Raw genomic sequence first — 24,538 nt, 5'->3', positions numbered from 1 at the left:
GTTTGCCGCCATGCGGAGACGGGTTGCCGCCGTTAGTGCAAGGTCAGCAGGTAGATTTCCGGTGGGCAGTTGAAGCGCAGGGGGAGCGTGCTGGTGCCCAGGCCTTTGGTGATCAGATATTTGTTTCCGGCGGAAATGTGCCAGGGGTAGGTATAGGGCTGGGTATGGTCCGGACTGGCTTCAAACCATAGCAGATTGAAAGGGAGGCGTATCTGGCCGCCGTGGGTATGGCCGCTGATGATGAAGTCCGCGTCTCCTTCTGAAAGGATGCGGTCGATTTCCGGCCGGTGGCACAGCACGATGTGGGGGATGTTCGGGGAATGCCGCTGCGGGAGTTGTTTTTTTGAGTAGCGGAAGGAGTCCAGAAGCCCGGAAAGCTGGAGTCTGCGCCCGTCGTTAAGCGTGATGAGAACGCTTTTGTCGGCAAGAATTCTGAAGCCTATCCGGGTCAGTTCCTTTTTCCAGTTGTTCCAGCCAAACGTGAAGTCATGGTTGCCCTGAATCGCGAATACTCCGCAGGGTGCTTCCAGTCCCTGGAGGAGCTGGGCCGCCTTTTGCGGGCTCATGCTGGCGTTTTTACTGGAGCCTCGGGCATAATCCCCCACCAGCAGGATCAGGTCCGGCTTGAGCTGCATGATTCTCTGAACGTAGCGCAGGGCTCTCACTTCGTCAAATGGGGTGGGCATGAAATGGAAGTCCCCCGCGACAACGATTTTCAGGGGCCTGCCGCGGCCATTCCACTGGGGAATGCGGTAATCCACTTGCCGGACGAACAACAGGTTGGGCTCAATCAGATAAGCCCAGGTTATGCCGGCTACCCCCAGCGCGCAAACACCCAGCAGCAGGATGCCGAAAAACCGGAGTATTCTGACGGAGAAGGGCATAGCAAAAAAACGGCTTTGTGGATATTATACCTTTCCCTGCCGGGAGGCGAGAGATTTATGTGTCTTGTCCTTTGCTGGGCCATCCGTTTCCGTCCGGGGTTCTCGCCGGAAGGTGTTCGGGGGACAGATTTTATCAAATTTGATTGACGGCCGCCCGGATGGTGTGCTTTTATGCTCCAAGATATTTCCATATCCTTTATCACCCATCATTTAACCACGCATATGAAGAAGATTACCATTCTGGCTCTTTCCGCTTTCGCGGCAAGCATCATGGCTTCCTGCTGCTGCCAGGATCAGGGCGCTCCGCCTCTGACTCCCCTTCCCAAGTTCAACGACCTGAACCAGCCGGGCACCGAGATTGTCCCCATGGTCATGAAGTCCAAGAAGTAATCCTCTTCAGGGATTGACACAACTTTTCAAGCCGCACTTGGTGATTGTCCAGGTGCGGCTTTTTCTATACAAACGGGGCAGACCATATGGAAGATTGGAAACATTGTCCCGAATTTGCGCCTTTGGCGGACTTGATCCGCAATTATGACAGCTTTGCGGTAGTGGCGCATATCCATCCGGACGGGGACGCCATCGGCTCCACGCTGGCTCTGGGGAATGCCCTGAAGAACATGGGCAAGCACGTGGTCATGATGAATGAGGACGGCGTTCCTGCCAGCCTGGCCTTTCTTCTCGGCGTGGAGGACATTATTTCCACGCCTGACGAGCCGGTGGATGTGGAAGTGGCCATTTCCGTGGATAACGGCGCCTTGAAGCGCCTGGGGGAACGGAGCCTGCGGGCCCTGGCCGGAGCCAAGGTGTGGGCGAACATCGACCACCACCAGACCAATGAGAGGTTTGGGGACGTGCAGTGCGTTCTGCCGGATGAATGCGCCACGGGGGCGGTGCTTTATTATTTTTTCAAGTACCTGGGGATTCCCTTTACTCCGGTGATGCGCGATGCCCTTTATGTGGCCGTCAGTACGGATACGGGATCTTTCCAGTACCAGATGACGACGGCCGCCGTGATGGAACTGGCGGCGGACCTGATCCGGATGGGAGTCAATGTGCAGGATATCAACCGCCAGCTCTATCAGGAGAAACCGTGGGTGAAGATGCAGTTGTTCCGTGAAGTGCTCAATGGCATGCAGTTGACGCCGGACGGCAGGATTTGCACTTTTTGCCTGACAAATGAGGCCAAGGCCCGGATAGGCTGCCGCCCGGAAGATACGGAAGGATTGATCGATTTGCTGCGTTCCGTTCAGGGCGTCTGGCTGGCCGCTTATTTGGAGGAATCCGAGGACGATCCGCGCATCCGCATTTCCCTGAGGTCCAAGGTACCGGAAATTTCCGTGGCCGAGCTGGCTTCCCGCTTTGGAGGCGGCGGCCATGCGATGGCTGCCGGAGTGCGCATCAGGGGACCGGTTGAGGAAGTGCGCCTCGTTATTCTGGAGGCCATGCAGGCGGAAGTGGAACGCGTGCTCCAACAGCAGATTTCATGAATAATTCCGATTCCATACAAACTCCGTCAGGCGTGCTGCTGATCGACAAGGCGCAGGACATGACTTCCCACGATGTCGTGGCGATTGCGCGCCGGTCCCTGGGGATCAAGAAGATCGGCCACTGCGGCACGCTGGACCCCATGGCTACGGGGCTGCTGATGCTGGTAGTGGGAAAGGCCACCAAGCTTCAGGATAAGCTGATGTGCGAGCACAAGGAATACGCCGGTACGCTGACGCTGGGCGTGGAGACTTCCTCCCAGGATGCCATGGGGGAAGTGGTGGCGGAGTATTCCGTGGAAGGTGTTGCCGATGAGGAGGTTAGGGATGCCTTTGACCGGTTTGACGGGCGGTTTGAGCAGATTCCTCCCATGGTGTCCGCCATCAAGAAGGACGGCGTGCCGCTGTACAAGCTGGCGCGCAAGGGGCAGGAGGTTGTCCGTGAACCGCGGCCCGTGGAGGTTTTCGGCCACCGGATTACCCGCATGGCCATTCCGGAAGTGGATTTCACCGTTCAGTGCTCCAAGGGTTTTTACGTGCGTTCCTATGCCTATGATATAGGAAAGGCGCTGGGTTGCGGCGCCCATTTGAGCGCCTTGCGGCGCACGCAGTCCGGCCGCTTTACGCTGGACCGGGCCATTACGGTGGAAACCCTGAAAACCGCGCCCAGGGAGGAGTTGTTCCGGGCAATGCTTTCCCTGGAGGAACTGGCGGCCATCCTGATTGCCAAGTAAAAGCATGTTTGTTTACCAGGAGTTCAAGCAATTGAAGGACGTGTCCTCCCCCGTGCACTGGGCCATGGGGATGTTTGACGGGTTGCATGTCGGCCATGCGGCGGTGATTGGCGCCGCGGTGGAAGGCGCCCGCAGGAACGGCGGAATTCCCGCCGTGCTGACGTTTCGCCGTCATCCGCTGGCACACGTCCGGCCGGAGGAGGCTCCAGCAGCCATTATGGCCGCGGACCGTGAAAAGTTCGCCCTGCTGGAAGAAATGGGCGTGGAAATGGTGCTGAGCCTGGAGTTTTCCGCGGCGCTGGCGTCCATGAGCCCGGAAGAGTTCATCGGGGAATTGTGTTCGTCCTGCCGGGTGGCTGAGGTTGCCGTGGGCGAGGACTGGCATTTTGGACGCGACCGTGCGGGCGATGTGGGAACTTTGCACAGCCTGGGAGCACATTACGGGTTCAAGGTGACGGCCATTCCCGCCATTCTGCGCGATGGGGAGCGGGTCAGCAGTACCCGCATCCGGGAGGCCGTGCGGCTCGGAGACTTTCCTCTGGCGGCCCGGCTGCTGGGGCGTCCCTTCCGCTGGCAGGGAACGGTGATTCATGGACGCCAGCTGGGGCGTTTGCTGGATTACCCCACGGCCAACATGAAGCCAGGCACCGAATTGCTGCCCCCCCAGGGAGTTTACGCCGTCCGCGCCCGCGTGAACGGGACGGGTTACGGCGGCGTGGCCAATCTGGGAAGACGCCCCACCGTGGAAGGGGAAGCGGGGGAGCTTCTGCTGGAAACCCATCTGTTCGGCCAGCCGGGGGATATTTACGGAGCGCAGATAGAGGTAACGCCCGTACGGTTTCTGAGGCCGGAAACCAAATTCCCTTCCCTGGACGCCCTGAAAAGCCAGCTTGCGCTGGATGCCCGGCAGGCCGCGGAAGTTCTGGAACGGGAAGAGTAAGACACAAAAAATTGTAAAATGAAGGATGTCGGCTTGACCGCGGGGGCGATCGGGGGTTTTGTGTTCGCACGTCATGTTGGTTGAGCAGTTAAAATCAAAAATCCATCGTGCCATGATTACCCGCGGCGATGTTCAGTATGAAGGCAGCATCGAAATTCCTGCCGATCTGATGGCGGCGGTGGATTTGTGGCCCGGGGAGAAAGTGCTCGTGGCCTCCGTCACGTCTGGCAATCGTTTGGAAACATACGCCTTGCAGGGCCCGGCGGGAACGGGGAATATTATCATGAACGGAGGCGCCGCCCACCTGATCAAGACGGGGGAACGCGTGGTGATTATGAGCTTTGCCCTGTCCGACAAGCCCATTGTTCCTAAGAAAATCGTCTGCAACGAGCATAACGAAATCATTTCCTAGACTTTACAAACCATTCGAATTCACACATACTCCCTGCGCTCATGAACCTTTTTCTAGCAGATTCACTCAATATCAGCATTCAGTTGCTTTTTGCCGTTCTGATCGTTGTATCCCTTCTTCTTCTGGGCGTGGTACTTATGCAGAGACCCAAGCAGGAGGGCCTGGGCGCGGCCTTCGGCGCGGCCATTACGGACCAGGCTTTTGGAGCCCGCACGACGGACGTGCTGAAAAAGGCTACGGTTTATTTTGGGTCCGCATTCATGCTTCTTTGCCTAGTGCTGGCCATGCTGATCAACCGCCAGCATGTCAAGAGTTCTGAAAGTCTGCTGAGTCCGGAAATGCAGGAAGCCGCCGCCAAGCAGGAAGCTTCCGTTCCCGTCAAGACTCCGGAAGAGCTTCAGCAGGAGGAATTGCGCAGACGCGCCGCAGAGGCTGAAGCGGCGGCCGCCAGTGAAACGCCCGTTTCCGGTACTCCCGAGGCTCCGGCTCCCGAAACGCCTCCGGCGCCTCAGCAATAGAAGTTTGCTTTTCCAAATATCCCCGGCATGATTTTTGTCTGCCGGGGATGTTTTTGCATAAGGCAACGGCGCGTGTTTCCGGATAGCCGTGAAGCGTCTTTTGAAATTGGGCGCCCGGCAAGTTTTCCGCTTGCCCTCAATCGTAATTGCGGTACTCTTGGCAAAGTATGAAAGCACCTTTTCTGAACCGTAAATCCAAGGGATTCACGCTGATTGAATTGCTCGTGGTGATTGCCATTATCCTGACGCTGGCCGGCATCTCCATGATCGTGGTGAACGGCGTGATGGAAAAATCCCGCATTACCACGGCGCGGAGCGACTGCAACGGATTGCAGACAGCCATAGAAAATTACATGATGGACAACGGCCGGCCCCCCGTAGCCTGGACCGGCCGGGAAATGAGCAGGAAGGCCCGCAAGGACGGCCAGTATTACCTGACCACCGCCCTGGACGATGACAGCCGCATTATGAGCATTCTGACGAATTACATGGACCGTGGAGATGAAGACAGGAAGCTCAATCCTAAGAAGACTGCCTACTTCAACACCACCACCACGGACGTGGAAGGCGCTCCCGGCCTGTTTTTTGAGAGCCGCGGGCGTGTGAGCCTGATAGATCCGTGGGAATCTCCCTACCACATTGTTCTGAACGCCAATCCGGACGACCGTTCCCCCCGCGTCCAGGTGGGTTCCCGCATGGTTACCAAGAACGTGGCCGTTTACAGCGTGGGCAAGGACAAGCAGGGCAGCACGGAAGACGGACATATCAACAATCCGGAATTTACGGATGACAATGTAACGTCCTGGTAACGCATTCGTGATCCGTTCGTTTCCGAATGGGTTCATTCTTTTTGAAAGGGCTTTCCGGCATGCCGCCGGAAGGCCCTGCGATTATTCAGGCATACTGGCTCCAAACCGTATTTTTTTCTTTTCAACCCCTGTCAAAAACCTCTCAATAAGTCCCAGACATGAACTGGTTCAAAACAGACGACGTACGTATTCAAGACATCGAGCCCCTGATTTCCCCCGCCATCCTGATCAAGGATTATCCGGCGACCACGGAGATCGCGAAGATGGTGGCTACGACACGCAAGAATGCGGAGAACATCATTTCCGGCCATGACGACCGCCTGCTGGTGGTGGTGGGGCCGTGTTCCATCCACGATCCCCAGGCAGCGGTGGATTATGCCGCCCGCCTCAAGGAGCAGATGGTGCGCTTTGAGAAGGATCTGGTGATCATCATGCGCGTGTATTTTGAAAAGCCCCGTACTACGGTAGGCTGGAAGGGGCTGATTAATGATCCGTTCATGAACCACACGTTCGACATCAACCGTGGATTGCACATGGCGCGCGGCCTTCTGCTCCGCCTGGGAGACATGGGCGTGCCTGCCGCAACGGAGTTCCTGGACACCATCACGCCCCAGTACATTGCGGACCTCATTACGTGGGGCGCCATCGGCGCACGCACGACGGAAAGCCAGGTGCACCGTGAGCTGGCCTCCGGCCTGTCCATGCCCGTCGGGTTCAAGAACGGCACCAGCGGGAGCCTTCAAATTGCGGTGGACGCCATCATTTCCTCCTCCTGCCCGCATTGCTTCCTTTCCGTGACCAAGCAGGGTGTTTCCGCCATTGTCTCCACGACGGGCAACAAGTCCTGCCACCTGATTTTGCGCGGTTCTTCTCTGGGCCCGAATTTCGATGAGATGCATGTGAAGGATGCCGGGGAAGCTTTGCAGAAGGCCGGCATCAACAACCGCATCATGGTTGACTGCTCCCACGGGAACAGCTGCAAGGATTACCGCAACCAGCCGGGCGTTGCCGCCGCTATCGCCAAGCAGATTGCCGAAGGTTCCGACCAGGTGGCGGCCGTGATGATTGAAAGCAATCTCGTGGAAGGAGCCCAGCCTTTGAGTTCCGATCTGGTGTACGGCAAGAGTATCACGGACCAGTGCATCGGATGGGACACGACGGTGGAAGTATTGGAAAACCTCGCCGCCGCCGTCCGTACGCGCCGCGCGAAGCGTCAGGAAGCCTGATGCCTCCCGCGGCAGGATGAAAAGAGGCGGGAGAACGGCAAAAGCCGGAGAGAGCCGGCAGTTTTTCGTCTTTTGACGGAGAGGCCGTTCCGATTCCAGTTTTATTATTAACCCTTCGGCGGGAAGCCGAAGGGTTAAACTTTATCGTTCCAAAGGTAGGAATGGCGTTCCGACAGGGTTTTGCCGTTTTGGTCCTTCAGGAGCAGTTTCCACGCCAGTATCTGGCCGTTTTCCCTGGCATCGTCCCCAATGAATTCAAAGACGGGGGATTGCGTGCCGCCTTTCCGCCCGGCAGGGTAGGAAATGGATTTGGTCAGGATTTTGGATCCCGTTTTTCCCTGGCGGTACATCATGACCAGCGTGACCGCCTGGTCCGGATCCGCATCATACCAGGTGACGAAGTAGTACTGGCCCTGGCGCTGGACGCGTTCCTTGTTCGAGACGGCCCCGTACAGCAAAAAAGTAGCCTGGGAACGGTGCATGCCTATGTCCTCCGACGGGAGTGACGTAGTTTTCAAAGGCACTTCTCTCACGTGTTCAATCCTGGTGATTTTCCCTGCACAGGAAAACAGAAGCGGAACCGTGGCCGCGACACAAAAGGGGGCAGGGAATCTCATGAAGCACATTCAATACATATCCGCCTGGAGAGTCAACACAAAGGTAGGGCTCCCTCCGTGCCATGGTTTGCGGATAGAGGGAATTGGGACGGTTTTTCCGTTCCGCCGGGTGCCGCTCCCGTTCCGAACGTGACAGGCGGTCAGTGGCGCCGGACTGGAGGCGGTTTACAGAGCCGGACGGGGAATTGAAGGTTGAAAGGCGAACAATATCCCGGATGGCGGCACGGGAATGGTGAGTACCGTCCACCCCCGGCAGGATCAATATAAGGGAACCACCAGAATGGACCCCAGGGTGAGCCAGCAGGGCAGTGTCAGGAAGGAGGCTACGGTGGTGGTCAGCAGGATTTGCGTGCCCAGGTCCGGATGGCCGCCGAAACGTTTAGCCAGAATGACCGGAATGACGGCGGAGGGAATGGCTGCCTGGATGACGATTACCCGCTTGATGTAGTCGTCAACCGGAAGGAAGTACGCCATGAGCAGGAGCAGGGCCGGTGCCAGTCCCAGGCGCGTCAGAAGGCCGCAGACGATAGGCTTGGGCTCCCATTTCATGTTGTGCCACAGGTCCCGCATGGAACAGCCGAACAGGATCAGGCAGAGGGGGGTGGCGCAGTTGCCGATCATTTCCAGGGCTTTCATCAGGGGCGCCTGGGCGACGTAGGCTCCCAGGCCGGACCATGCGAGTGTCAGGCCTACGATGACAGCCAGCAGGGGGCCGCGGAAGAAGACGCCCATGTTCAGGTTGCCCGGACCTCCGGCAATGATGATGACGCCAATGCTCCAAACCACCAGTTCACACCCCACGTTGTGGACGAAGAGAACGCCCAGTGTGGGGTCATTGCTGGCCGTGAACAGCATCTGGATGATGGGGATGACGAAGAAGGCGTAGTTTTGCACCCCTGCCGTCAGGGTGAAGGTGCGCAGACCGGTGCCGATGCGCATGCGGAGCATTTTGGCTACCAGCCATGCCGCCGCAATGCCGAGCAGGAGCTCCAAAGCGCCCGCACCTATGGCCTGGAGGGAGAAGGAGACGCTGCTGAGCGTTTCATTGCCGGAGAGCACCATGTATTTCATGATGCTGTGGAAGACCAGGCACGGGTAGGCTACGTCCATGGCCAGCCGCATGATGGGAGCGTCGTGGTCCGCCTGGATAACCTGCTTGTGCCGCAGGTAAAACCCCGTGGCAAAGAAGAGGTAAACGGGAATAGTGGAGAGAAAGGAGGCGACGATGATGGAGCTGGTGTCCATGGCGGGGATTTTTGTGGGGGAAATGGACGGAAACTGGCGTCGGGGGATGGTTTAACGACACATCATCCGGCATTCAACACAAAAAATGCAACAGGTCTTTGACACTGGAAAATACCTTGGAAGGGTTGGCCTCTTTCAAGGCGGCAACGTCTGCGCCTGCACCCCAGGCGGCGGACAGGCAGGTCACGCCCGCGGTTCTGCATGCGGCGACATCGGAGACTGTGTCTCCCACATAACAGAATTCCTCTTCATTGAGTTGGTAAAAGTGCAGCAGTTCCGTGATGGCTTCCGCCTTGTTCGGCTTGTCTTCCGATCCTGTCTTGATGGAACAGAACAGGTTCTGCATGCCGAATTTTTCAAGCGTGATCATGCAGCTTTTTTCTCCCTTGCCCGTGATCAGGGCAACCAGTATTCCAGCGGCCTGCAGCGTTTCTATCAATTCACAAATGCCCTCATAGGGTTTGGGGCATTCCTCATGCATCCTTTCATAAATCGGATAAAAGTCATGAAGCGCCTCCTGCCATTTTTCTCCGGCAACCATTTTGATCATTCCCGCTTCATTCAAGCCGAAGGTCTGCACAATTTCCCGTTCGCTCAGCACATGGCCCGCGTATGGTGAAACCGCCTGCTTGAACGCCTTGATGCACATGGGGATTGTTTCCCCGATCGTGCCGTCCAGATCAAATGCTATCAATTTAATCATTGTCCGGGGTTCCCGTTGATTTTACGGATAACTTTGCAGGGATTCCCGGCGGCCAGGCTGTCGGGCGGAATGTTTTTGGTGACCACGCTGCCGGCGCCGATGACGCTGCCTTTTCCAATCGTGATTCCGGGCAGAATAATGACGCCGCCCCCGATCCAGCAGCCGTCTTCTATCGTCACCGGGAGGGCGAATGTACGGCGTATGTAGTCAACGCCGTCATCCGTTTCAACAGGGGCGAGGCGTTCATTCAGATCAACGGGATGCGTAGCCGTATATATTTGGACGTTCGGGGCTATCAGGACATTGTTCCCGATGGTGATTTTGTTGCAGTCCACGAAGGTGCATCCCGTATTGACCGTGACGTTGTTCCCGATGTGGATGTTGCAGCCGTAGTCGCAGATGAACGAGTGGCCGATGGAGACTTTGGTTCCGATGCTGCCGAACATTTCCTTCAGTACCTCGTATTTTTCCTCCTTCCGGTCATAAGGCAGGGAGTTGTACTTCATCAACAGGCGGTGCGTCTTGCTCTTGAATTCGAGAAACACCTTGTCATGGCAATCATACCATTCACCCGCCATGCATTTTTCCAATTCGGTCTTCATGTCAGTTTCATGATTGTCTGGTTGAAGAGAGGGGCTGCACCCTGCCGCACGGGCGGCGGCAGGGCAGGAGAGTCTTTATTCCCACTCGATGGAAGCCGGAGGCTTCGTGGAAATATCGTAAAGGACGCGGTTGATGCCCTTTACTTCATTGAGGATGCGGTTGCTGGTTTCACGCAGCAGGGCGGCAGGCAGTTCCACCCAGTCCGCCGTCATGGCGTCTTCCGACACGATGGCGCGCAGATTGGTGGCCCATTCGTAGGAACGTTCATCCCCCTTGACACCCACCGTTTTGATGGGAATGAGGCCGGCATAGGCCTGCCAGACTTTTTCATACCAGCCGTATTTTTTCAGGTTGCCGATGAAGATGGCGTCGCATTCCCGGATGATGTCCAGCCGGTCCTTGGTGACCACGCCGGGGCAGCGCACGGCCAGGCCGGGGCCGGGGAAGGGGTGGCGCCACAGAATGTCGTGGGGGATGCCCATGGAGGCTCCCAGTTCGCGTACCTCGTCCTTGAACAGTTCCGCCAGGGGTTCCAGTACCTTCCCCTGCGCCTGAAGCTCCAGCACGCGTTCCACACGGTTGTGGTGCGTCTTGATGACGGAAGCCTTGGATTTGGCGTTGGAGGCGCTTTCAATCACGTCCGGATACAGGGTTCCCTGGGCAAGCATTTCCGCATTGCCTACGGCATCCCAGAATACGTCAATGAACAGTCCGCCGATGATGCGGCGCTTCTTTTCCGGGTCTCCCTCTCCGGCCAGGGCCGTCAGGAAGCGTTCGGAGGCGTCTACCGTTTCAATCTTGACGCCCATGCGTGCGAAGTTGGCGCGGACTTCATCCGCCTCGTTTTTCCGCAGAAGGCCGTTGTCCACGAAGATGGCGCGCGTGTTTACCCCGGCTTCATGCAGCAGAACGGCCAGCACCGTGCTGTCCACGCCGCCGGAAACGCCGCAGACGACCTGCTTGTCGCCCACGCGTTCGCGGATTTCACGGATGAGTTCCCTCTTGAAGTCGCCGATGTCGAATTTTTTCAGATTGGCGGTGCAGGAGAGGAAGTTGCGCAGAATGGTCCGTCCTTCATGAGAGTGGGTCACTTCCGGATGGAACTGGATGCCGAAGGTGGTTTCCCCCCATTGCAGGGAGACCGGAATTCCTTCCGCATTGCGGGCGATCACCCGGCAGCCTTCCGCCAGATGGTCCACCGTGTCCGAATGGCTCATCCATACTTGGGAGGAAGGGGACATGTCCTGATACAGGCCCGTGCAGGATTCCGGAATGAGGGCGGCGGGGCCGTATTCCCGCTTGTTGCTGGCTTTGACGCTTCCCCCATGCTTGATGTTGAGAAGCTGCATGCCGTAGCATACGCCCAGAACGGGAACGTTCAGGCTCTGGAGCCAGTTGAAGTCGATATCCGGCGCGTCTGCGTCCGTCGTACTTTTGGGACCGCCGGAAAGGATGACGGCTCCGGGTTCGTGGATCTGGTCCAGGTCTTCCAGAGCGTACAGTTTGGCCATGTAGCCCAATTCGCGCACGCGGCGCACGATGAGCTGGGTGTATTGGGAGCCGAAGTCGATGACGGCTACGAGATGTTTGTCGTCCATGAGAGAGGTTTTAGCAGGAATAGTTGATAGGTTCTTCCGTGATGGTGATGTCGTGGGGGTGGCTTTCCTTCAGGCCGCCGGACGTGATCTGGACGAACCGGGCCTTTTCCCTGAGCTCCCGGAGGTTGTGGGCGCCCAGGTAGCCCATGCCGGAACGCAGGCCGCCCATGAGCTGGAAGACGACGTCCGCCAGCATGCCCTTGTACGGGACGCGGGCTTCCACGCCCTCCGCAACGAGCTTGCCGGAACTGTTCTGCCCGTACCGGTCGCCGGAGCCGCGGCGCATGGCTCCGAGGGAACCCATGCCGCGGTATTGCTTGAAGTGGCGGCCCTGGTAATGGACCACCTTGCCGGGGCTTTCCTCCGTGCCTGCCAGCAGGCCGCCCAGCATCACCAGGTCGGCGCCGGCCGCCAGGGCCTTCACGATGTCTCCGGAATAACGGATACCGCCGTCCGCAATGACGGTCACGCCTGCGGGGCGGGCCACGGAAGCTACTTCCTTAATGGCGGTGAACTGGGGCATCCCCACGCCGGAAATGACGCGGGTGGTGCAGATGGAGCCGGGACCCACGCCCACCTTGATAGCCTGAACGCCCGCCTTGATCAGGTCGGAAGCGCCTTCCGCAGTGACTACGTTGCCGGCCACGATGGGGCGGTCCGTCAGCTTGCGGAGATTGGAAACCACATCCATCACGCGTGTGGTATGGCCTGTGGCGGCGTCGATGAACAGGGCATCAGCCCCTGCGGCGACCAGGGCCTTGGCCCGGTCCAGGTAGTCGGGGCCTACGCCTACGGCAGCGCCGCAGCGCAGATGGCCGTGGTCGTCCTTGGAGGCGTCCGCAAACATGGCGCGCTTCTGGATGTCCGTTTCCGTGATCAGGCCGGCAAGAACGCCGTTTTCATCCACGAGGGGGAGTTTTTCAATGCGGTGCGTGTAAAGGATGTGGCGGGCTTCTTCAATAGTGGTGCTGGGGGCGGCGGTAATCAGGCGGGAAAGAGGGGTCATCACATCCTTCACCAGCACGTGTTCGTAATCGTCCACTCCGCGCATATCGCGGCCGGTGACGATGCCTTCCAGCTTTCGGTTGGCGTCCACCACGGGGAAGCCGGAGTAACCCTGGTCCATCATGACGTGATGGACTTCTTCAAGCGTCATGTCCTTGCTCACCGTGACGGGGTTCGGGATGACGGCATTCTCAAAACGCTTTACGCGGGACACCATGGCCGCCTGAATGTCGATAGGATTGTTGCGGTGGATGACGGCGAGGCCGCCTTCACGTGCCAGGGCAATGGCCAGTTCCGATTCGGAAACGGTGTCCATGGCCGCAGAAAGCACGGGGATTTTCATGTTGAATCCGGGAACGAGCTGGGAACTGATGTCCGCATCACCGGGAAGAATCGCGCTCAGGCGGGGCAGCAGGAGCACGTCGTCAAAACTTAATCCAAGAGGGAAATCTGCCATGCGACAATCTACAGTCAAATGCCCTCTGACGCAAGCCGAAACACAAGAGGGGCGTTTGTTTTTTTGAGATAACGCCGCGCCGCGGAAATGGTGAATCAACGTTGCGGCATGATGCGCCACAGGCCAGGAACAGGGGTCTTCTCCATGTCGCATTCTTCCTGCAGGACGTGGAGGATTTCGGGGTTTTCCAAATAGATATATCCGACATTGTATTCCTTAAAGAAGGGAAGGGCGTTTTTCTTTCCGAGATTGGAAGGGGAAAGAGTGAAGGGGATTCCTGAGAGAGAGGCGAATCTGGCGATACTCATTGCCGAGTTTCTGTCCATCATGAGTACTTTGTTTTCAGGATTATTGCCTTTCAGATAAGTGTCCATTTGCCGGGCGACAGGTTCCGGGATGGTCATTAATTCAGCTCTGTCAAAGGGCGACAGGAGGGAGCGCAACTGCCCTCTATTGATATAAAGTGCAGCGATGGCGATGATGAGTGCGATTAAGATATTTGTTGTTTGAAATTTGTTGTCCTTTTCCCCCGAGGCTAAGCGGAAACGGAAGAGAATAATGGTAATGAGAACCGTATAAATCCAGGGAACATGATAACGGGAGTCGGGGTATCCGGTAATGATAATCGGAGCAAGGGAAAGGAGGATGATGCAGAAAAAGATCCATATTCCGGAAGGGATGGGGGATGGTTCTATATAAGTTTTTGATTTTCTCAAAAATAAGGAGCCAATATAGAATACCAGGAGAAGAAAAGCCGCGGGGATGATCATGTGTACCAGCGATGTGCATGAACTTTTCATGCGGACCAGAAAAGCCTGCATCCACAGGGAAAAATTGTCGCGAATGGTGTGCGCAGGGCAGCTATCACAGAAAAATGTGGAAGGGCGTGTATCTTCAATGGTCCAGATTCGTCTGGCGTTGTCTGTAACGAAAAGAACATCAAAATGATGTATGGAATAATAAATCCATGGGGAAATGGTCAGAAGAAAAGTCAGGGAAAGTACTGATATTGCTTTGATATTTCTTTTTTTGAGGCAGACGAACAAATAGTAGATGATGATTAATCCGGCGAATCCGATAAAGTCAAACCGGTTCATGACGCCAAGACCAAGGAATAAGCCTGTGAAAAAAGAATTCCTAAGGTTAAATCCGTTGAGCCGGTTATCAAGATAAAAATAAAATGTACCTAAAATATAAACGAGGCTCCAGGAGGTGGTGCCTCCGCCGCAGACTTCCAGGGAAAATTGACTGAAACAGAAAATAGCCAAAACAAGGATTCCCCACAGGGAGGAGTCGTTGGCATTTAGAATACAAATTTTCCGTATGAAATAGGCAAAGAGGAAAACGGATATAAAGTTGACGTACAGGTAGGAGTTGATTTGCTGTTCAAAAACAAGATTGAATATATAAAGGAGAAATGGGTAAAGAGGAGGAAATCCGATTGCCTGGAAAGTCGGATAAATATTTTGCCGTATATAGTTTATTTTGTAAAATTCATTCTCAAATGACTTTGAGAGATCAAACAATTGCCATATATCGAAATTGACATTCTGTCCATAAAGCGCAGAAATGAAAAAGACCCATAAAAAGGACAGTGCCGAAAACGGTATGATTTTTTTAAGAGGGGCATGTTGCTTCAAGTAGTAGGCAGCCAGCCATAGGGGAACGATGAATACCTGGAAAAGGGGAAGCGAAGAAGGAAAGAAGGGGAAGGCAGCCAAAGCTACCGCCCCCCAAAGGGAAGGAATAAAAGAAGTTTCAATGAATGCCGGATAGCGTTTATGTATCTGATGCGCGGCAAGAAAAGCAATGAAGGAAATGGCTATATATCCTTGGACGGGAAGTTCATGAATGAACAGGGAAAGGAGAAGGCCCCAAATGACGGCGAATGCAAAGAAGTAGCGGCATATACTTTTGGCGAATTGGCCGTTTGCGGGATAAGTAGAAGCCATGATTTACAAGGGGGCTGATTTTTATGGGTGGTACTTCCGGAAAAGATTCTTCACCAGGGTGGCAAACAGATTGAAGTTGCCTTTGAAGAAACTGATTTTGGTGGGGACCTTTCCTTTGGGAGGATAGGCGCGGGTAACGGGTATTTCACAGGCTTTCAAGCCAAGCTGTGAGGCACGTACGGAAAGATAGGCAAGCAGTTCGTAGGTTTGGAATATATCCCTGAAGGGCTGTACTCCGGGGTGCTCGAGATAATGACGGGAATAAGCCCGGTAGGCGTTGGTTGTATCGGTAAACCATTGACCCGCGCTCAGGGAAATGAGAGGGGCGTGCATGAATTTCAGGGCGACGTGGCGGATGACAGGCGTGTTGATAGCCTTCCCCCCCCTCCTAAAACGCGAGCCCTGAATGAAGTCGAAACCTTCCTGAAGCTTGGATATGAATTTAGGTACGTCTTCGATGCTGTCCTTGTCATTTCCGTCAATGGTAATGAATCCGTCGTAACCGCGTTGCAGAGCCCACCAAAGTCCCATGCGCAATTGAGCTCCCTGCTTGCCGGGGCCTGTTTTGACAAGAAGCGTGTTGACACCGTATTGACGCAGAAGGTGTTCTTCCGTAGATCCGTCTGTGGACCCCCCATCACAAATGATTATGTCCCCAAAAGATGGAATCCTTGCGTTCGTGGCTCTTTCCAGTTCGTGATGGATGCGTTCTCCTTCATTGATAATAGGGATGAGAATGCAGTACTTGCTTTGTTTGGTCTGATAGCTTTGAACCGTAAAAGCGGGGACTCCCGGTATGGAAGAATGAACTGATATAGAGTCGTCTGGAGTGTTTTCCGGGTCTGAAGAACTGGTCATGGCTTTTGTAACTGGGTTGGCTGAAGGAGAACGGTTGATTTCTGCCGCATGAGATGGGAGGCAGTTTTCCGGAGCCGGTAAGGAGGGATATATTGATTCTTGGAAGGTTGATTAGCGGTCGCGGCCGGTTTGAACTTTATTGTTATGGCTGCCTTGGCTTTCTTCCCTGACATTGAGCGCCTGCATGTCCAACATGACGGAGGAGTGTCTTTCCTGGACGATATGGTATGCGGCTGCATTGGCATTGAGGATGACGAGCCTGAGTATGTATTCCCCCAGGATGGTAAGAATAAGGAAAAGGCTGATGAAGAAGATGGACAAGGTAAGCATCAGCGTGGTCCAGCCTTCAACGACATGATCGGAAAAAAAGCGAATGGCAATAGAATAAACGGCGACGAGAAAAGCTATGAAACTTGTGAACAATGCGAGAATGTTGACTGCCCGCAGAAGGCGCGTGGAGTTGTAAATGATGATGTTCATCCCCTTCATATACCCGTCGATAATGCCTTCCTGACGACTGATGGCTGCGGGCAATGTGTATTCTACAATATTGGTGGGGTACCCTGTGCGGAAGAGGCAGTAAGAGAGCATGTGATGGAAATAGAAAGCTTCCATGACGGCATTGACTGCCCGGCGGCTGATGACTCGGAAACCGGTATCGTTTGGGGGGATTTCATATTTGACGATATGGCCGAAAATCTTGCGGAAGATGAATGATCCTATTCTGTAGCAGGTATTTTTCCTTACATCTGCACATCCACAGACGATGTCGCTTCCCTGACAGCAGATATCTACTCCCCGTTCCAGTGCGTCCGTGGAAAAATTTTCATTGTCGGCCAGAATGACAATGTCGCCAATAGCATTTTCCATGCCGGCCGCGAGAGAAATGTCGTCGGCAAGACGGTGGGAAAAAAGAAGGTATCTCAGCCTGGGAACGGTAGAAAGTGTTTCCGATATGCTGCGGCTGAGCAGACGGCGCGGATCGCAGATGACGATTTCAGAGTTCGTATAGCGGGCATTGAGAAAATCCGATAGAAGAAGAAATTCTTCTGTTTGCATCGGACGGGTCACATTGAAAACAAGGGAGATGAAAATGTCTTTTTTCATGATGTTAGCTAGAGGAGGGGCCGGCTCCGTTCAATCTGGCGGATGAAATCCATACAGTCATAGATATTGTCTATTTTTCCGCCCATGATGCAGTGGTAGCCGGAAATGCCTGCGTAATTGGATTTAAAGAGAATGGGGCGGCTGTCATCTACTTCGCTTATGGGAAGGACGGTTTTGACCTCCCACAGAGAATCACGGTATACGGTTTTGCCGATGCTGGGCATGTAACGGGCGGCATCATGTACCATGGCTTGGTAGGAACTGTGTTTTGGATCTTCAGCCAATATCCGGTAGGCGTCGGTATAAATGTCGTTTTCGTCTTTATCATACCATTCATAATGAGGTGTATACCGTACATGGCTCAGGGTATATAACTGACGACTGGGAAAGGGCATGATGGAAAAGAATGGTCCGCACATGACAGTAAATCCCCGGTTTTGAATTTCTTCCGGTACTTCGACGAGGGCCATTTCAGTCATTTCATGCTTGAGGGGAATTAGCCTGATTCCCGAGGCGGCATTCAGTTTATTGATGCGGGCGTAGGTGCAATTATAGAGATTGCGGCAGCGGACGGTAAAAAGTCCACCTTCTTTTTTTGATGTAATGTCTGTCTCCAAGCCTCCCCCTGCGATCTGGCGGAATTCCAGAACCTGCGTGCCTGTACAGATTTCTACGCCGTTTGAAGCGCAGCGCTGAAGAATATTGTCACGGAGAATAGTGGCATCAAAAGCAAATTCCCGGGCATCGAAAACCGCTTCAATGTAATGGGAGTTGAACAATCTGCAAATGTTTGAGGGAGCCGGCTGGCAGGGAGCTCCGATGTGCTGGCAGAAGTTTTGAAACTGCTGAGCCGTCACTTTACCTAAAATCCGGCCAATGGCGTAATATTTTGCAAAATCATCAATGACGCAATCTGGGAATTCCTTGATGAAACGTGGAAAGGAAAGGCATGAACGCATGCCGGTCAGAAGACTGCGCGGGTAATGATATCCTGAATGGATGCGAGCCTGGTTATTGTAACTGGCATGCGTCATGCATGAGTCTTCGTACTCGCACAACAAGACTCTCTTGCCCTGAGAGGCAATAAAATCAGCAATATAAAGCCCGTAAAACCCTCCTCCGATGATGATACTGTCGTATATGTCCTTTTTCATGGGGTTTGGTTCCAGATACCGGCAACAAGAGAGAGGCTGTTTTCCATGTTCTGGATAGGATCTCCTTTTGCCGGGCAGCTCATTTCAATGGAAACAAAGTGCTCGTATCCCCCATCTTCCAGAATTCGCTTTAAATCTGTCAGCAGTCTTTTACGCGGGGTAAGGGGAGCAAGCATGGGTTCGCTGAGATGAACATGGCTGATCATATGGACCTTATCCGCGACCAGGCTGAGCAGTTCTCCGTTGGCAATTACGCAGCCCATATCCAAATTCAATTTAAAGCCGGGATGTGCGATTGCCTGGCAGAGATGAATGGCTTCTTTTACGGAGGTTACGAAGTTGCCGCCATAAATGCCCGGGTTAGGTTCCATGCCGATCACGCACCCATGGGCTGAAGCGAAATGGGCCAGCTTAGTGAAAAAATCAATAGCAGTCTCCCAGTCTTTTTCATTGTGGGAAATTCTATTTTTAGGACTGCCGAAGACAAGGTTGCGGATACCCCCTGCTTCAGCAAAAAGTACGGCCTGTTTGAGGTAGGCAAGCAGTGCCTCCCGTTTTTCTGTTCCTTCAAACAATCGTAGTTCCGGATGTCCTGCTAGTAATGACTGCATGCTTGGCAAAGTGAATCCGAGCTCCCGCAGCCGGGCAGCAAGTTTTTGCATCGGAATAAGCTGGGAGTAGGGGACTTCAGGGAAAAAACGGGTTGGCGCAATCTCCAGCCCAGTGAAGCCGTAATGTCTCATAAGGGCATAAACCGCCTCATCGTGCTGCTCCTTCCACGCTATATTGGAGACCGCCAGTTTCATGCGATTCCTCCTTTTGTGTTGTGGACGTGTTCCGACTGCTGATGAAGGAAGGCTTTCAGCCTCCTCAGAACGTTTTCACGGTCTTGAAAGTAGCCTCCTTCCACATGGCGGCTTTTCATGTTATAATAAACAGGTTTTTTTCCGGGAATGTGATTGTGCAGGGTAAGTCCCAGACATTCCTCCGCCACTTCTGCACAGGAAAGTGGTTCGACGGCGATGTTAAGTATCTTCCAATCTTCTGCCAGACCGCGTTTGATTAATGGCCAGATATCTGAAATATCCAAAAAAGGAAAGACACTGCGGCTGTCTGTAAGGTGCCATGCCGTGAAATTAGACCTTTTGAGTATGTCGAGAGCCACTTTTTGTTCAGTTGCTGGAGATTCTCTGTTGATGATATGGTTGTGGTCCCCTTCTTCCTCATAGACAGCTTCCAGCCGTTTCACCTCTTCATCCTTGAGGGAGGATACCAGTTCCATCCATTTGCCGGCGGAAATCATGCTGGGAAGAGGATGCATCAAATCAAAGATGAAGTTTTTCTTTAACCCGTTGGCGAAGAGGGCCGGAAGGCGAACGATTAATGAAGAGGGGAAATGTTTTTTCACCCAGCATTCGAGCCGGTAGCGGTTTTTTCCGTAGGCGTCCTGGCGTGTTTCGTCAGGAATTGAAGATTCATCCGGAGAGGGAATGAAGGAGGAATACACATCAATCGTGGAAATGAGAATGAAGTGTTTGGCTTTTACCGTGGAAAGGCAGTCCATCAGTATTTGAATGGCCGCCTTGTCTTCCTCCGGGTGTAAATTGGCATACCATTTGACGGCATTTACTCCGGCGCATACGAGCAGGTCAAATTCCCCTCCTTTAATTTCTTCAATATTCCGGGAATTAAAGAATACATCGAACTCGTGCTGCTTCCGGAGATTGCTTCCAACAAAACCTGTATGACCGATGAGAGCATCCATAAGGTGAGTTTAAACTGACAGTTAGTGAATATGGAAGGACCCTATTCTTGTTTCGAAATGGAATAAAATTTGTGAAGCGGGAGCAATGCTAACGGATTTACAATCCGGAGTCAAGCTACAGTTCTAAGGAAAAAACATTTGAGATAATTTTCGCTCTTATTTGTACGAATTCCATATTACGGAGGAATGGGGCCTTTCTAGTTTGGAATTAAATTAATCCTCAAGTGCAATACAGAAGAAATTCTTCCATTCTTTCTTTAGATTTTATAATAATAAAATCACTTATTGTTAATAATATATGAGTATTATTGATGATGAAATGCATCATCAATGCGGCGAATCATAAGATGTCACCTCAATTGATGAAGGATTCAATTATTCTTATGAAAATGTCAGCCGGATTGTAAATCCGCGCATATAATTTACAAAGGGACGAACTGTTCTTATCTTTGTTTGGAATAAGGAAAATTTTAGCTTGATTTAAATAGTACGCATGGTTATGAAACGCCGATGGAAAATGAGTTGTTCCCGACGGATACCTTCAGACCCTGGCGTATCCTTTTCGTCTGTCTCGGCAACATTTGCCGTTCTCCCGCTGCGGAAATCATTTTCAAGACCATGGTAAAAAAGCAGGGGCTGGATGGAAGGATTGAAAGCGACTCCGCCGGCATGATCGGCTACCATCGGGGATGCCCTCCCGATGCCCGGATGCTGGAAGCCCTGGAAAAATACGGCTACAACAATCCGGGACTCAAATCACGCCCCGTGCGGAAGAATGACTTGGAAGAGTTTGATCTGATTGTGGGTATGGACCGGGAAAACCTGCGCGATTTGAAGAAGATGGACAAGAATGGGCTCGCAGAACGAAAAATCGTGCCCATGTGCTTTTTCGCAACCCATTTTCTGGATGAAGAGGTACCGGATCCCTATTATGGCGACCGGGAAGGATTTGAACACGTCGTGAAACTTCTGGAAGATGCCTGCTCCGGTTTACTGGAACATTTGAAAAAACAGATGAATCCCTGAGAGGTGTCTAAGGCTATTATTTCATGATGTCAAAAGATTGCCGATATGACGGCTGTTGGGAGAAATGAATAGGAGTCGCTCTCCCTCATGCTTTTAAATGAAATTACAAGGACATGGTAATTTCTAAATTATTCAGGCCATGATGCATCACTTTTATTAGGAACATTCTTTTTTTGCCGTTGCAATCCTTTGCGGCAATTATTTTTTTTCTGAAAAATGCATGATAGGGGTCTCTATGTAGAAATCGAGAATTTGAAAATTCACGCCGGCGAGGATTCGGAATTTCGGCACGGGCTTTATTAATATAATTTGATTTAATATATTTCTCTATATATTGATATAAAAAACTCAGTATAAGCAATACCATAACAGTAATTATGGCATAGTCATTAAAAAGGACATCCTCAGCCCAAGATAATAAAATCATGAAAACAAGTGTACTAAATCCTAAAACGGTACCTTTCTTCCACCCTTTTAAATAAATATAATGGTGAAAGCAATAATTAAATAAATTGCACTCAAATAATTCATAATACAGATTTATACTGGTAGATAAAAACAGGGTATGAGCGGAGTATAATTTGGATTTTTATTCAAGAATATTTCCTCTAGAAATTTTAGAGACAGGAATACTAAAAATCTTTTTATGACAGTGGAAAAGATTCTGAAACAACAAATATAGATAATTCTACAATCTTACCAGTGGCGAATGTCTTTTTCAGTCAGTACAGGACGCCGGTCAAAAATGAATAAGGTAAATCCGTTCTTTAGAATCAAGGCATTAATACTATATCGGTCATACGGCATTCCTTCTTTTTCTTTCCACTCCGTATCTTGCCACCATGCTTCTATATCATCCGGATAAATTATCGGATAATTCAACCACTGGTAGACTGAATTGATTCTTTTTAAAATACGATCAATCTGCTCTTTGGAATTGTCACTATCTTGCGGTCTTATTTTTAATTCAATGTGCTTTCCCGGAGGGAAGATACGGTTCGGCGAGTGAGCAAAAACTCCTTTCACTTTCTCCTGAATTTCAGGATACTTGGTTCGTATGGAATACCCGAGACGGCTGGAACTTATGTTATGTTCTTCCAGAGTCGTGAGCTCCTTGTCAATCCAGATTTTAGAGGATGAGGGAAAACTGTGGAGCTCCGAATGATTGTGTAATGCCGTTCCTGTTTCAGGAAGGTTCCTGGAACGCTCTTCCAAAGTTAAGGGTGGCACCTTATTGCCTTCATCGCATGCAGTTGTATAAATGTATGCAATTAATATTGTGACGTAGATGAGGTTCATTACAGGTTATTTTATAAAGAAGACAAACTTCATCCATGTGCGCCTACTATATTACCATCTTACCTGGTTTTTCCGCTACGCGTTGAACAATGGAAATCAAGACCAGCTTTCTGGTCTGTGCATTTTACCGCTACGCCTATTTCTATCAATACATGATATTGAAGGATATTTATGAATAAAATGATCTGATTGGCAAGTATGTTAAGATTTTGATTTTGTCAATTTTCAGGTATTTCCTTATTCTGTTTGAGAGAAATTTCTTTGAGATAGTCGATTTGCCTTTGCGCGTCAGCATCCCCCAGTTTTTTTGCTCTTTCCAATAATTCTATTGATTTTTCGTAATCAATGGGGGTGGCTTCTCCTGCCTCGTCATTTAATTCTCCTGAATAAAGTAATGCCAGATTTGTTAAAGCAGGGGCATAATTTTTTTCAGCTGATTTTAACAGCCATTTTTCGCCTTCTTTCAAATCCTTCTTTGTATAAAAACCTATCAGGTACTGGTAACCATAATTGTTCAGGGCCTCGGCGTCATCTGTACGAGCTGCTCGTTTTAAAATTTCAAGCATCCGCAATTTTTCCTGGTCTGAATAGTTTTTAATGAAAGATGGCCCTGCAAATATTAGTAAGGAAGCAAGTCTATACTCTGATCTCTGATGATGCTGAGCAGAAGCGGCTTGAAACAAAGAGATAAATTCCCTGCCCAGATGTTCTTTAAGATCCGGGTCGGGTTGATTCATGAAGCAGAGAAACAGAAATCCCCCCAATTGATTTTGAGCTTCCGGTATTTTGTCGACAGGTGGCTTGGACAGCATGAAAGCCCCCATGTTCCAATCCCCTTCTTCTATATAATATTTGGCTTTTAAAATTATTCCAAGGGGGTGATTGGCCTTTGCAAGCTTTTCCTGGTACTCCTTCCGGTGTTCGCCGCTCTGGTTCAGAGCTGCAATATAAGTCAGGCGGGAGGATGAGGAAGCCAGTTGGTTCATTTCTGCATCCGTCTTCTCCGTGTCTTTTCCCGCTTGCATGAGAAGAGCTCTGTTTGTAAGAAGCAGGTACATCTGGGCCAATGGGTTCCCTTTCTTGGACAGTGCTGTTAGCTCCTGAAGTCCTGCTACAGAATTTTTCTGGGGATGGAGCTCTAAGATGCGTGTGACAGCAAGAAAAACACCGGCTTCTTCATCTCCCCCTTCTTTTGCTTCCTGTAAATAGGAAAATGCAAGTTGAGGGGAATAATCCGTATATTGAGGGTCAAGAAGCAGTTGTCCTGTGATTCGTTTGGCGATCTTGTCTCCCCGTATTGCTGCCTTTTGCAGGATTTTGAGGGCTTCAACACGGTTATATGGGACTTGTGTTCCTTGTAAATAGATGCCGGCCAATGCACGAGCCGCACAATCGTTTCCTGTTTTCTCCAGAGATTGGAGGGTTTCTACAATTTTATTTACAGGAATATTTGCGTTGTCAAGGAGGTTATAGACATTACTTTCCTTTTCGGTGGGGTTGAAAAAATCATTTTTCCAATCGTAGAAATCGTCGAGAACCAGTCTGAAAGGTTGTGAATTTTCTTCTTCTCGAATTTGTATATCACCTAGTGTATTGAGTTCTGCAGCCCCTATTGAGCATGTGGAGAAATAGAAAAGATATAATATATATTTAATCATATTTTGATGAAGTTTAAATTTTGTATATATTATATTATAATCTGATATTCAAAGTAATAACGTTGGGATTGAATCAAATATTTAGAAACTCTATCGCGCCTGTTTTTCGTTGCCTGTTGGGCCATGGAGATCACGACCAGCGTTTTGGATTCGTGAATTTCACTGTCATGCATCTATAATTCTTGCAAAGGATTTAGCTTTAACAGCACTAGAATCTTGTTTCAATCTTTTTTCTGCTACTTCACGTGTTTTTTACTAATATGCATACATCTAAACTAGAATTATTAGATATTTGGTTCCCAAAGGAAGTGTCCTGGATCATTTTTCCATAGGCGTCATAGGAGATTTCCCGAATTCCTGAGGTATCACAAACCAGGGAAGATAGGCGGTGGTGGTGCCCGCCGGATCGATGGCTTTGACGGAGTACCATCCGGTTGCTCTCATAGAGAACGCACATCATCAAACGCCTCGTTAGCTCAGT

Annotated in this window: 25 protein-coding genes; 9 read left to right on the top strand and 16 right to left on the bottom strand. The window is 51.6% G+C overall.

Annotated elements, in window-relative coordinates:
- Nucleotides 1-32 precede the first annotated feature (32 nt).
- Nucleotides 33-884 carry a metallophosphoesterase gene (locus tag HMPREF3039_RS04315; protein ID WP_067569366.1) on the bottom strand — a complete coding sequence of 284 codons (852 nt, stop codon included), beginning with the start codon at nt 882-884 and terminating at the stop codon, nt 33-35.
- A gap of 222 nt (nt 885-1,106) precedes the next feature.
- On the opposite strand from HMPREF3039_RS04315, the gene HMPREF3039_RS13605 reads away from it, so the two are divergent.
- From HMPREF3039_RS13605 to HMPREF3039_RS04280, 8 genes are all read left to right on the top strand, one after another.
- Complete coding sequence (locus HMPREF3039_RS13605; RefSeq protein WP_156469858.1) at nt 1,107-1,274, top strand: hypothetical protein; 168 nt, start codon at nt 1,107-1,109, stop codon at nt 1,272-1,274.
- 131 nt (nt 1,275-1,405) lie between these two features.
- The gene (locus HMPREF3039_RS04310; protein ID WP_231863844.1) at nt 1,406-2,374 is read left to right on the top strand and encodes a DHH family phosphoesterase; all 969 of its coding nucleotides are present in this window, start codon (nt 1,406-1,408) and stop codon (nt 2,372-2,374) included.
- Nucleotides 2,371-3,105, top strand: coding sequence for a tRNA pseudouridine(55) synthase TruB (truB, locus tag HMPREF3039_RS04305; RefSeq protein WP_067569359.1), 735 nt, complete (start codon nt 2,371-2,373; stop codon nt 3,103-3,105). Before HMPREF3039_RS04310 ends, truB begins: the two co-directional genes overlap by 4 nt.
- Before the next feature lie 4 nt (nt 3,106-3,109).
- Complete coding sequence (ribF, locus tag HMPREF3039_RS04300; RefSeq protein WP_067569356.1) at nt 3,110-4,045, top strand: riboflavin biosynthesis protein RibF; 936 nt, start codon at nt 3,110-3,112, stop codon at nt 4,043-4,045.
- Nucleotides 4,046-4,118: 73 nt separating this feature from the next.
- The gene (locus HMPREF3039_RS04295) at nt 4,119-4,457 is read left to right on the top strand and encodes an aspartate 1-decarboxylase (RefSeq protein ID WP_067569353.1); all 339 of its coding nucleotides are present in this window, start codon (nt 4,119-4,121) and stop codon (nt 4,455-4,457) included.
- Between the two features lie 41 nt (nt 4,458-4,498).
- On the top strand, nt 4,499-4,975 hold the full coding sequence (gene secG, locus HMPREF3039_RS04290; RefSeq protein WP_082770191.1) for a preprotein translocase subunit SecG: 477 nt from the start codon (nt 4,499-4,501) through the stop codon (nt 4,973-4,975).
- A gap of 167 nt (nt 4,976-5,142) precedes the next feature.
- Complete coding sequence (locus HMPREF3039_RS04285; protein ID WP_067569347.1) at nt 5,143-5,784, top strand: type II secretion system protein; 642 nt, start codon at nt 5,143-5,145, stop codon at nt 5,782-5,784.
- Nucleotides 5,785-5,942: 158 nt separating this feature from the next.
- On the top strand, nt 5,943-7,010 hold the full coding sequence (locus HMPREF3039_RS04280; RefSeq protein WP_067569344.1) for a 3-deoxy-7-phosphoheptulonate synthase: 1,068 nt from the start codon (nt 5,943-5,945) through the stop codon (nt 7,008-7,010).
- A gap of 134 nt (nt 7,011-7,144) precedes the next feature.
- Here the strand turns inward: HMPREF3039_RS04280 and HMPREF3039_RS04275 are convergent, their stop codons facing one another.
- The 12 genes from HMPREF3039_RS04275 to HMPREF3039_RS13600 all read right to left on the bottom strand — a co-directional run bounded on the left by HMPREF3039_RS04275 (nt 7,145) and on the right by HMPREF3039_RS13600 (nt 19,717).
- The gene (locus HMPREF3039_RS04275) at nt 7,145-7,492 is read right to left on the bottom strand and encodes a hypothetical protein (RefSeq protein WP_067569341.1); all 348 of its coding nucleotides are present in this window, start codon (nt 7,490-7,492) and stop codon (nt 7,145-7,147) included.
- A gap of 393 nt (nt 7,493-7,885) precedes the next feature.
- Nucleotides 7,886-8,872 carry an AEC family transporter gene (locus tag HMPREF3039_RS04265; RefSeq protein WP_067569335.1) on the bottom strand — a complete coding sequence of 329 codons (987 nt, stop codon included), beginning with the start codon at nt 8,870-8,872 and terminating at the stop codon, nt 7,886-7,888.
- Between the two features lie 73 nt (nt 8,873-8,945).
- Nucleotides 8,946-9,575, bottom strand: coding sequence for an HAD family hydrolase (locus HMPREF3039_RS04260; protein WP_067569332.1), 630 nt, complete (start codon nt 9,573-9,575; stop codon nt 8,946-8,948).
- Nucleotides 9,572-10,177 carry a sugar O-acetyltransferase gene (locus HMPREF3039_RS04255; protein ID WP_067569329.1) on the bottom strand — a complete coding sequence of 202 codons (606 nt, stop codon included), beginning with the start codon at nt 10,175-10,177 and terminating at the stop codon, nt 9,572-9,574. The genes HMPREF3039_RS04260 and HMPREF3039_RS04255 overlap by 4 nt, the downstream gene beginning before the upstream one ends.
- A 75-nt stretch (nt 10,178-10,252) precedes the next feature.
- Nucleotides 10,253-11,776: a glutamine-hydrolyzing GMP synthase gene (guaA, locus tag HMPREF3039_RS04250; RefSeq protein WP_067569326.1), complete on the bottom strand. Its 1,524-nt coding sequence runs from the start codon at nt 11,774-11,776 to the stop codon at nt 10,253-10,255.
- Nucleotides 11,777-11,786: 10 nt separating this feature from the next.
- Nucleotides 11,787-13,238: an IMP dehydrogenase gene (gene guaB / locus HMPREF3039_RS04245; protein ID WP_067569323.1), complete on the bottom strand. Its 1,452-nt coding sequence runs from the start codon at nt 13,236-13,238 to the stop codon at nt 11,787-11,789.
- Between the two features lie 95 nt (nt 13,239-13,333).
- The gene (locus HMPREF3039_RS04240) at nt 13,334-15,190 is read right to left on the bottom strand and encodes a hypothetical protein (RefSeq protein WP_067569320.1); all 1,857 of its coding nucleotides are present in this window, start codon (nt 15,188-15,190) and stop codon (nt 13,334-13,336) included.
- Nucleotides 15,191-15,211: 21 nt separating this feature from the next.
- Entirely contained in the window at nt 15,212-16,048 is an 837-nt protein-coding gene (locus HMPREF3039_RS14535; protein WP_067569317.1) for a glycosyltransferase family 2 protein, read from the bottom strand.
- Between the two features lie 111 nt (nt 16,049-16,159).
- Nucleotides 16,160-17,155, bottom strand: coding sequence for a glycosyltransferase family protein (locus HMPREF3039_RS04230; RefSeq protein ID WP_067569314.1), 996 nt, complete (start codon nt 17,153-17,155; stop codon nt 16,160-16,162).
- A gap of 8 nt (nt 17,156-17,163) precedes the next feature.
- Nucleotides 17,164-18,309, bottom strand: coding sequence for an NAD(P)/FAD-dependent oxidoreductase (locus HMPREF3039_RS04225; RefSeq protein ID WP_067569310.1), 1,146 nt, complete (start codon nt 18,307-18,309; stop codon nt 17,164-17,166).
- Nucleotides 18,306-19,115: a sugar phosphate isomerase/epimerase family protein gene (locus HMPREF3039_RS04220; protein WP_067569307.1), complete on the bottom strand. Its 810-nt coding sequence runs from the start codon at nt 19,113-19,115 to the stop codon at nt 18,306-18,308. Before HMPREF3039_RS04220 ends, HMPREF3039_RS04225 begins: the two co-directional genes overlap by 4 nt.
- Nucleotides 19,112-19,717, bottom strand: a complete 606-nt coding sequence (locus HMPREF3039_RS13600; RefSeq protein ID WP_147549912.1) for a hypothetical protein — start codon at nt 19,715-19,717, stop codon at nt 19,112-19,114. The genes HMPREF3039_RS04220 and HMPREF3039_RS13600 overlap by 4 nt, the downstream gene beginning before the upstream one ends.
- Nucleotides 19,718-20,584: 867 nt before the next feature.
- Here HMPREF3039_RS13600 and HMPREF3039_RS04210 point away from each other — a divergent pair.
- A complete protein-coding gene (locus HMPREF3039_RS04210; RefSeq protein WP_067569301.1) occupies nt 20,585-21,100 on the top strand; it encodes a low molecular weight protein-tyrosine-phosphatase in 516 nt (171 codons plus the stop codon).
- Nucleotides 21,101-21,203: 103 nt separating this feature from the next.
- Here HMPREF3039_RS04210 and HMPREF3039_RS04205 read toward each other — a convergent pair whose 3' ends face one another.
- The 3 genes from HMPREF3039_RS04205 to HMPREF3039_RS04195 all read right to left on the bottom strand — a co-directional run bounded on the left by HMPREF3039_RS04205 (nt 21,204) and on the right by HMPREF3039_RS04195 (nt 24,057).
- Nucleotides 21,204-21,527: a hypothetical protein gene (locus HMPREF3039_RS04205; RefSeq protein WP_067569298.1), complete on the bottom strand. Its 324-nt coding sequence runs from the start codon at nt 21,525-21,527 to the stop codon at nt 21,204-21,206.
- Nucleotides 21,528-21,796: 269 nt separating this feature from the next.
- On the bottom strand, nt 21,797-22,399 hold the full coding sequence (locus HMPREF3039_RS04200; RefSeq protein WP_067569295.1) for a hypothetical protein: 603 nt from the start codon (nt 22,397-22,399) through the stop codon (nt 21,797-21,799).
- Nucleotides 22,400-22,617: 218 nt separating this feature from the next.
- A complete protein-coding gene (locus tag HMPREF3039_RS04195; protein WP_067569292.1) occupies nt 22,618-24,057 on the bottom strand; it encodes a tetratricopeptide repeat protein in 1,440 nt (479 codons plus the stop codon).
- Nucleotides 24,058-24,538 lie beyond the last annotated feature (481 nt).

Origin of the sequence: Akkermansia sp. KLE1798, assembly GCF_001580195.1 — a bacterium.
GTDB classification, from domain to species: Bacteria; Verrucomicrobiota; Verrucomicrobiia; order Verrucomicrobiales; family Akkermansiaceae; genus Akkermansia; species Akkermansia biwaensis.
Note: the sequence above shows the minus strand (reverse complement) of the source record. Positions and strands in the feature narration are given on the sequence as shown.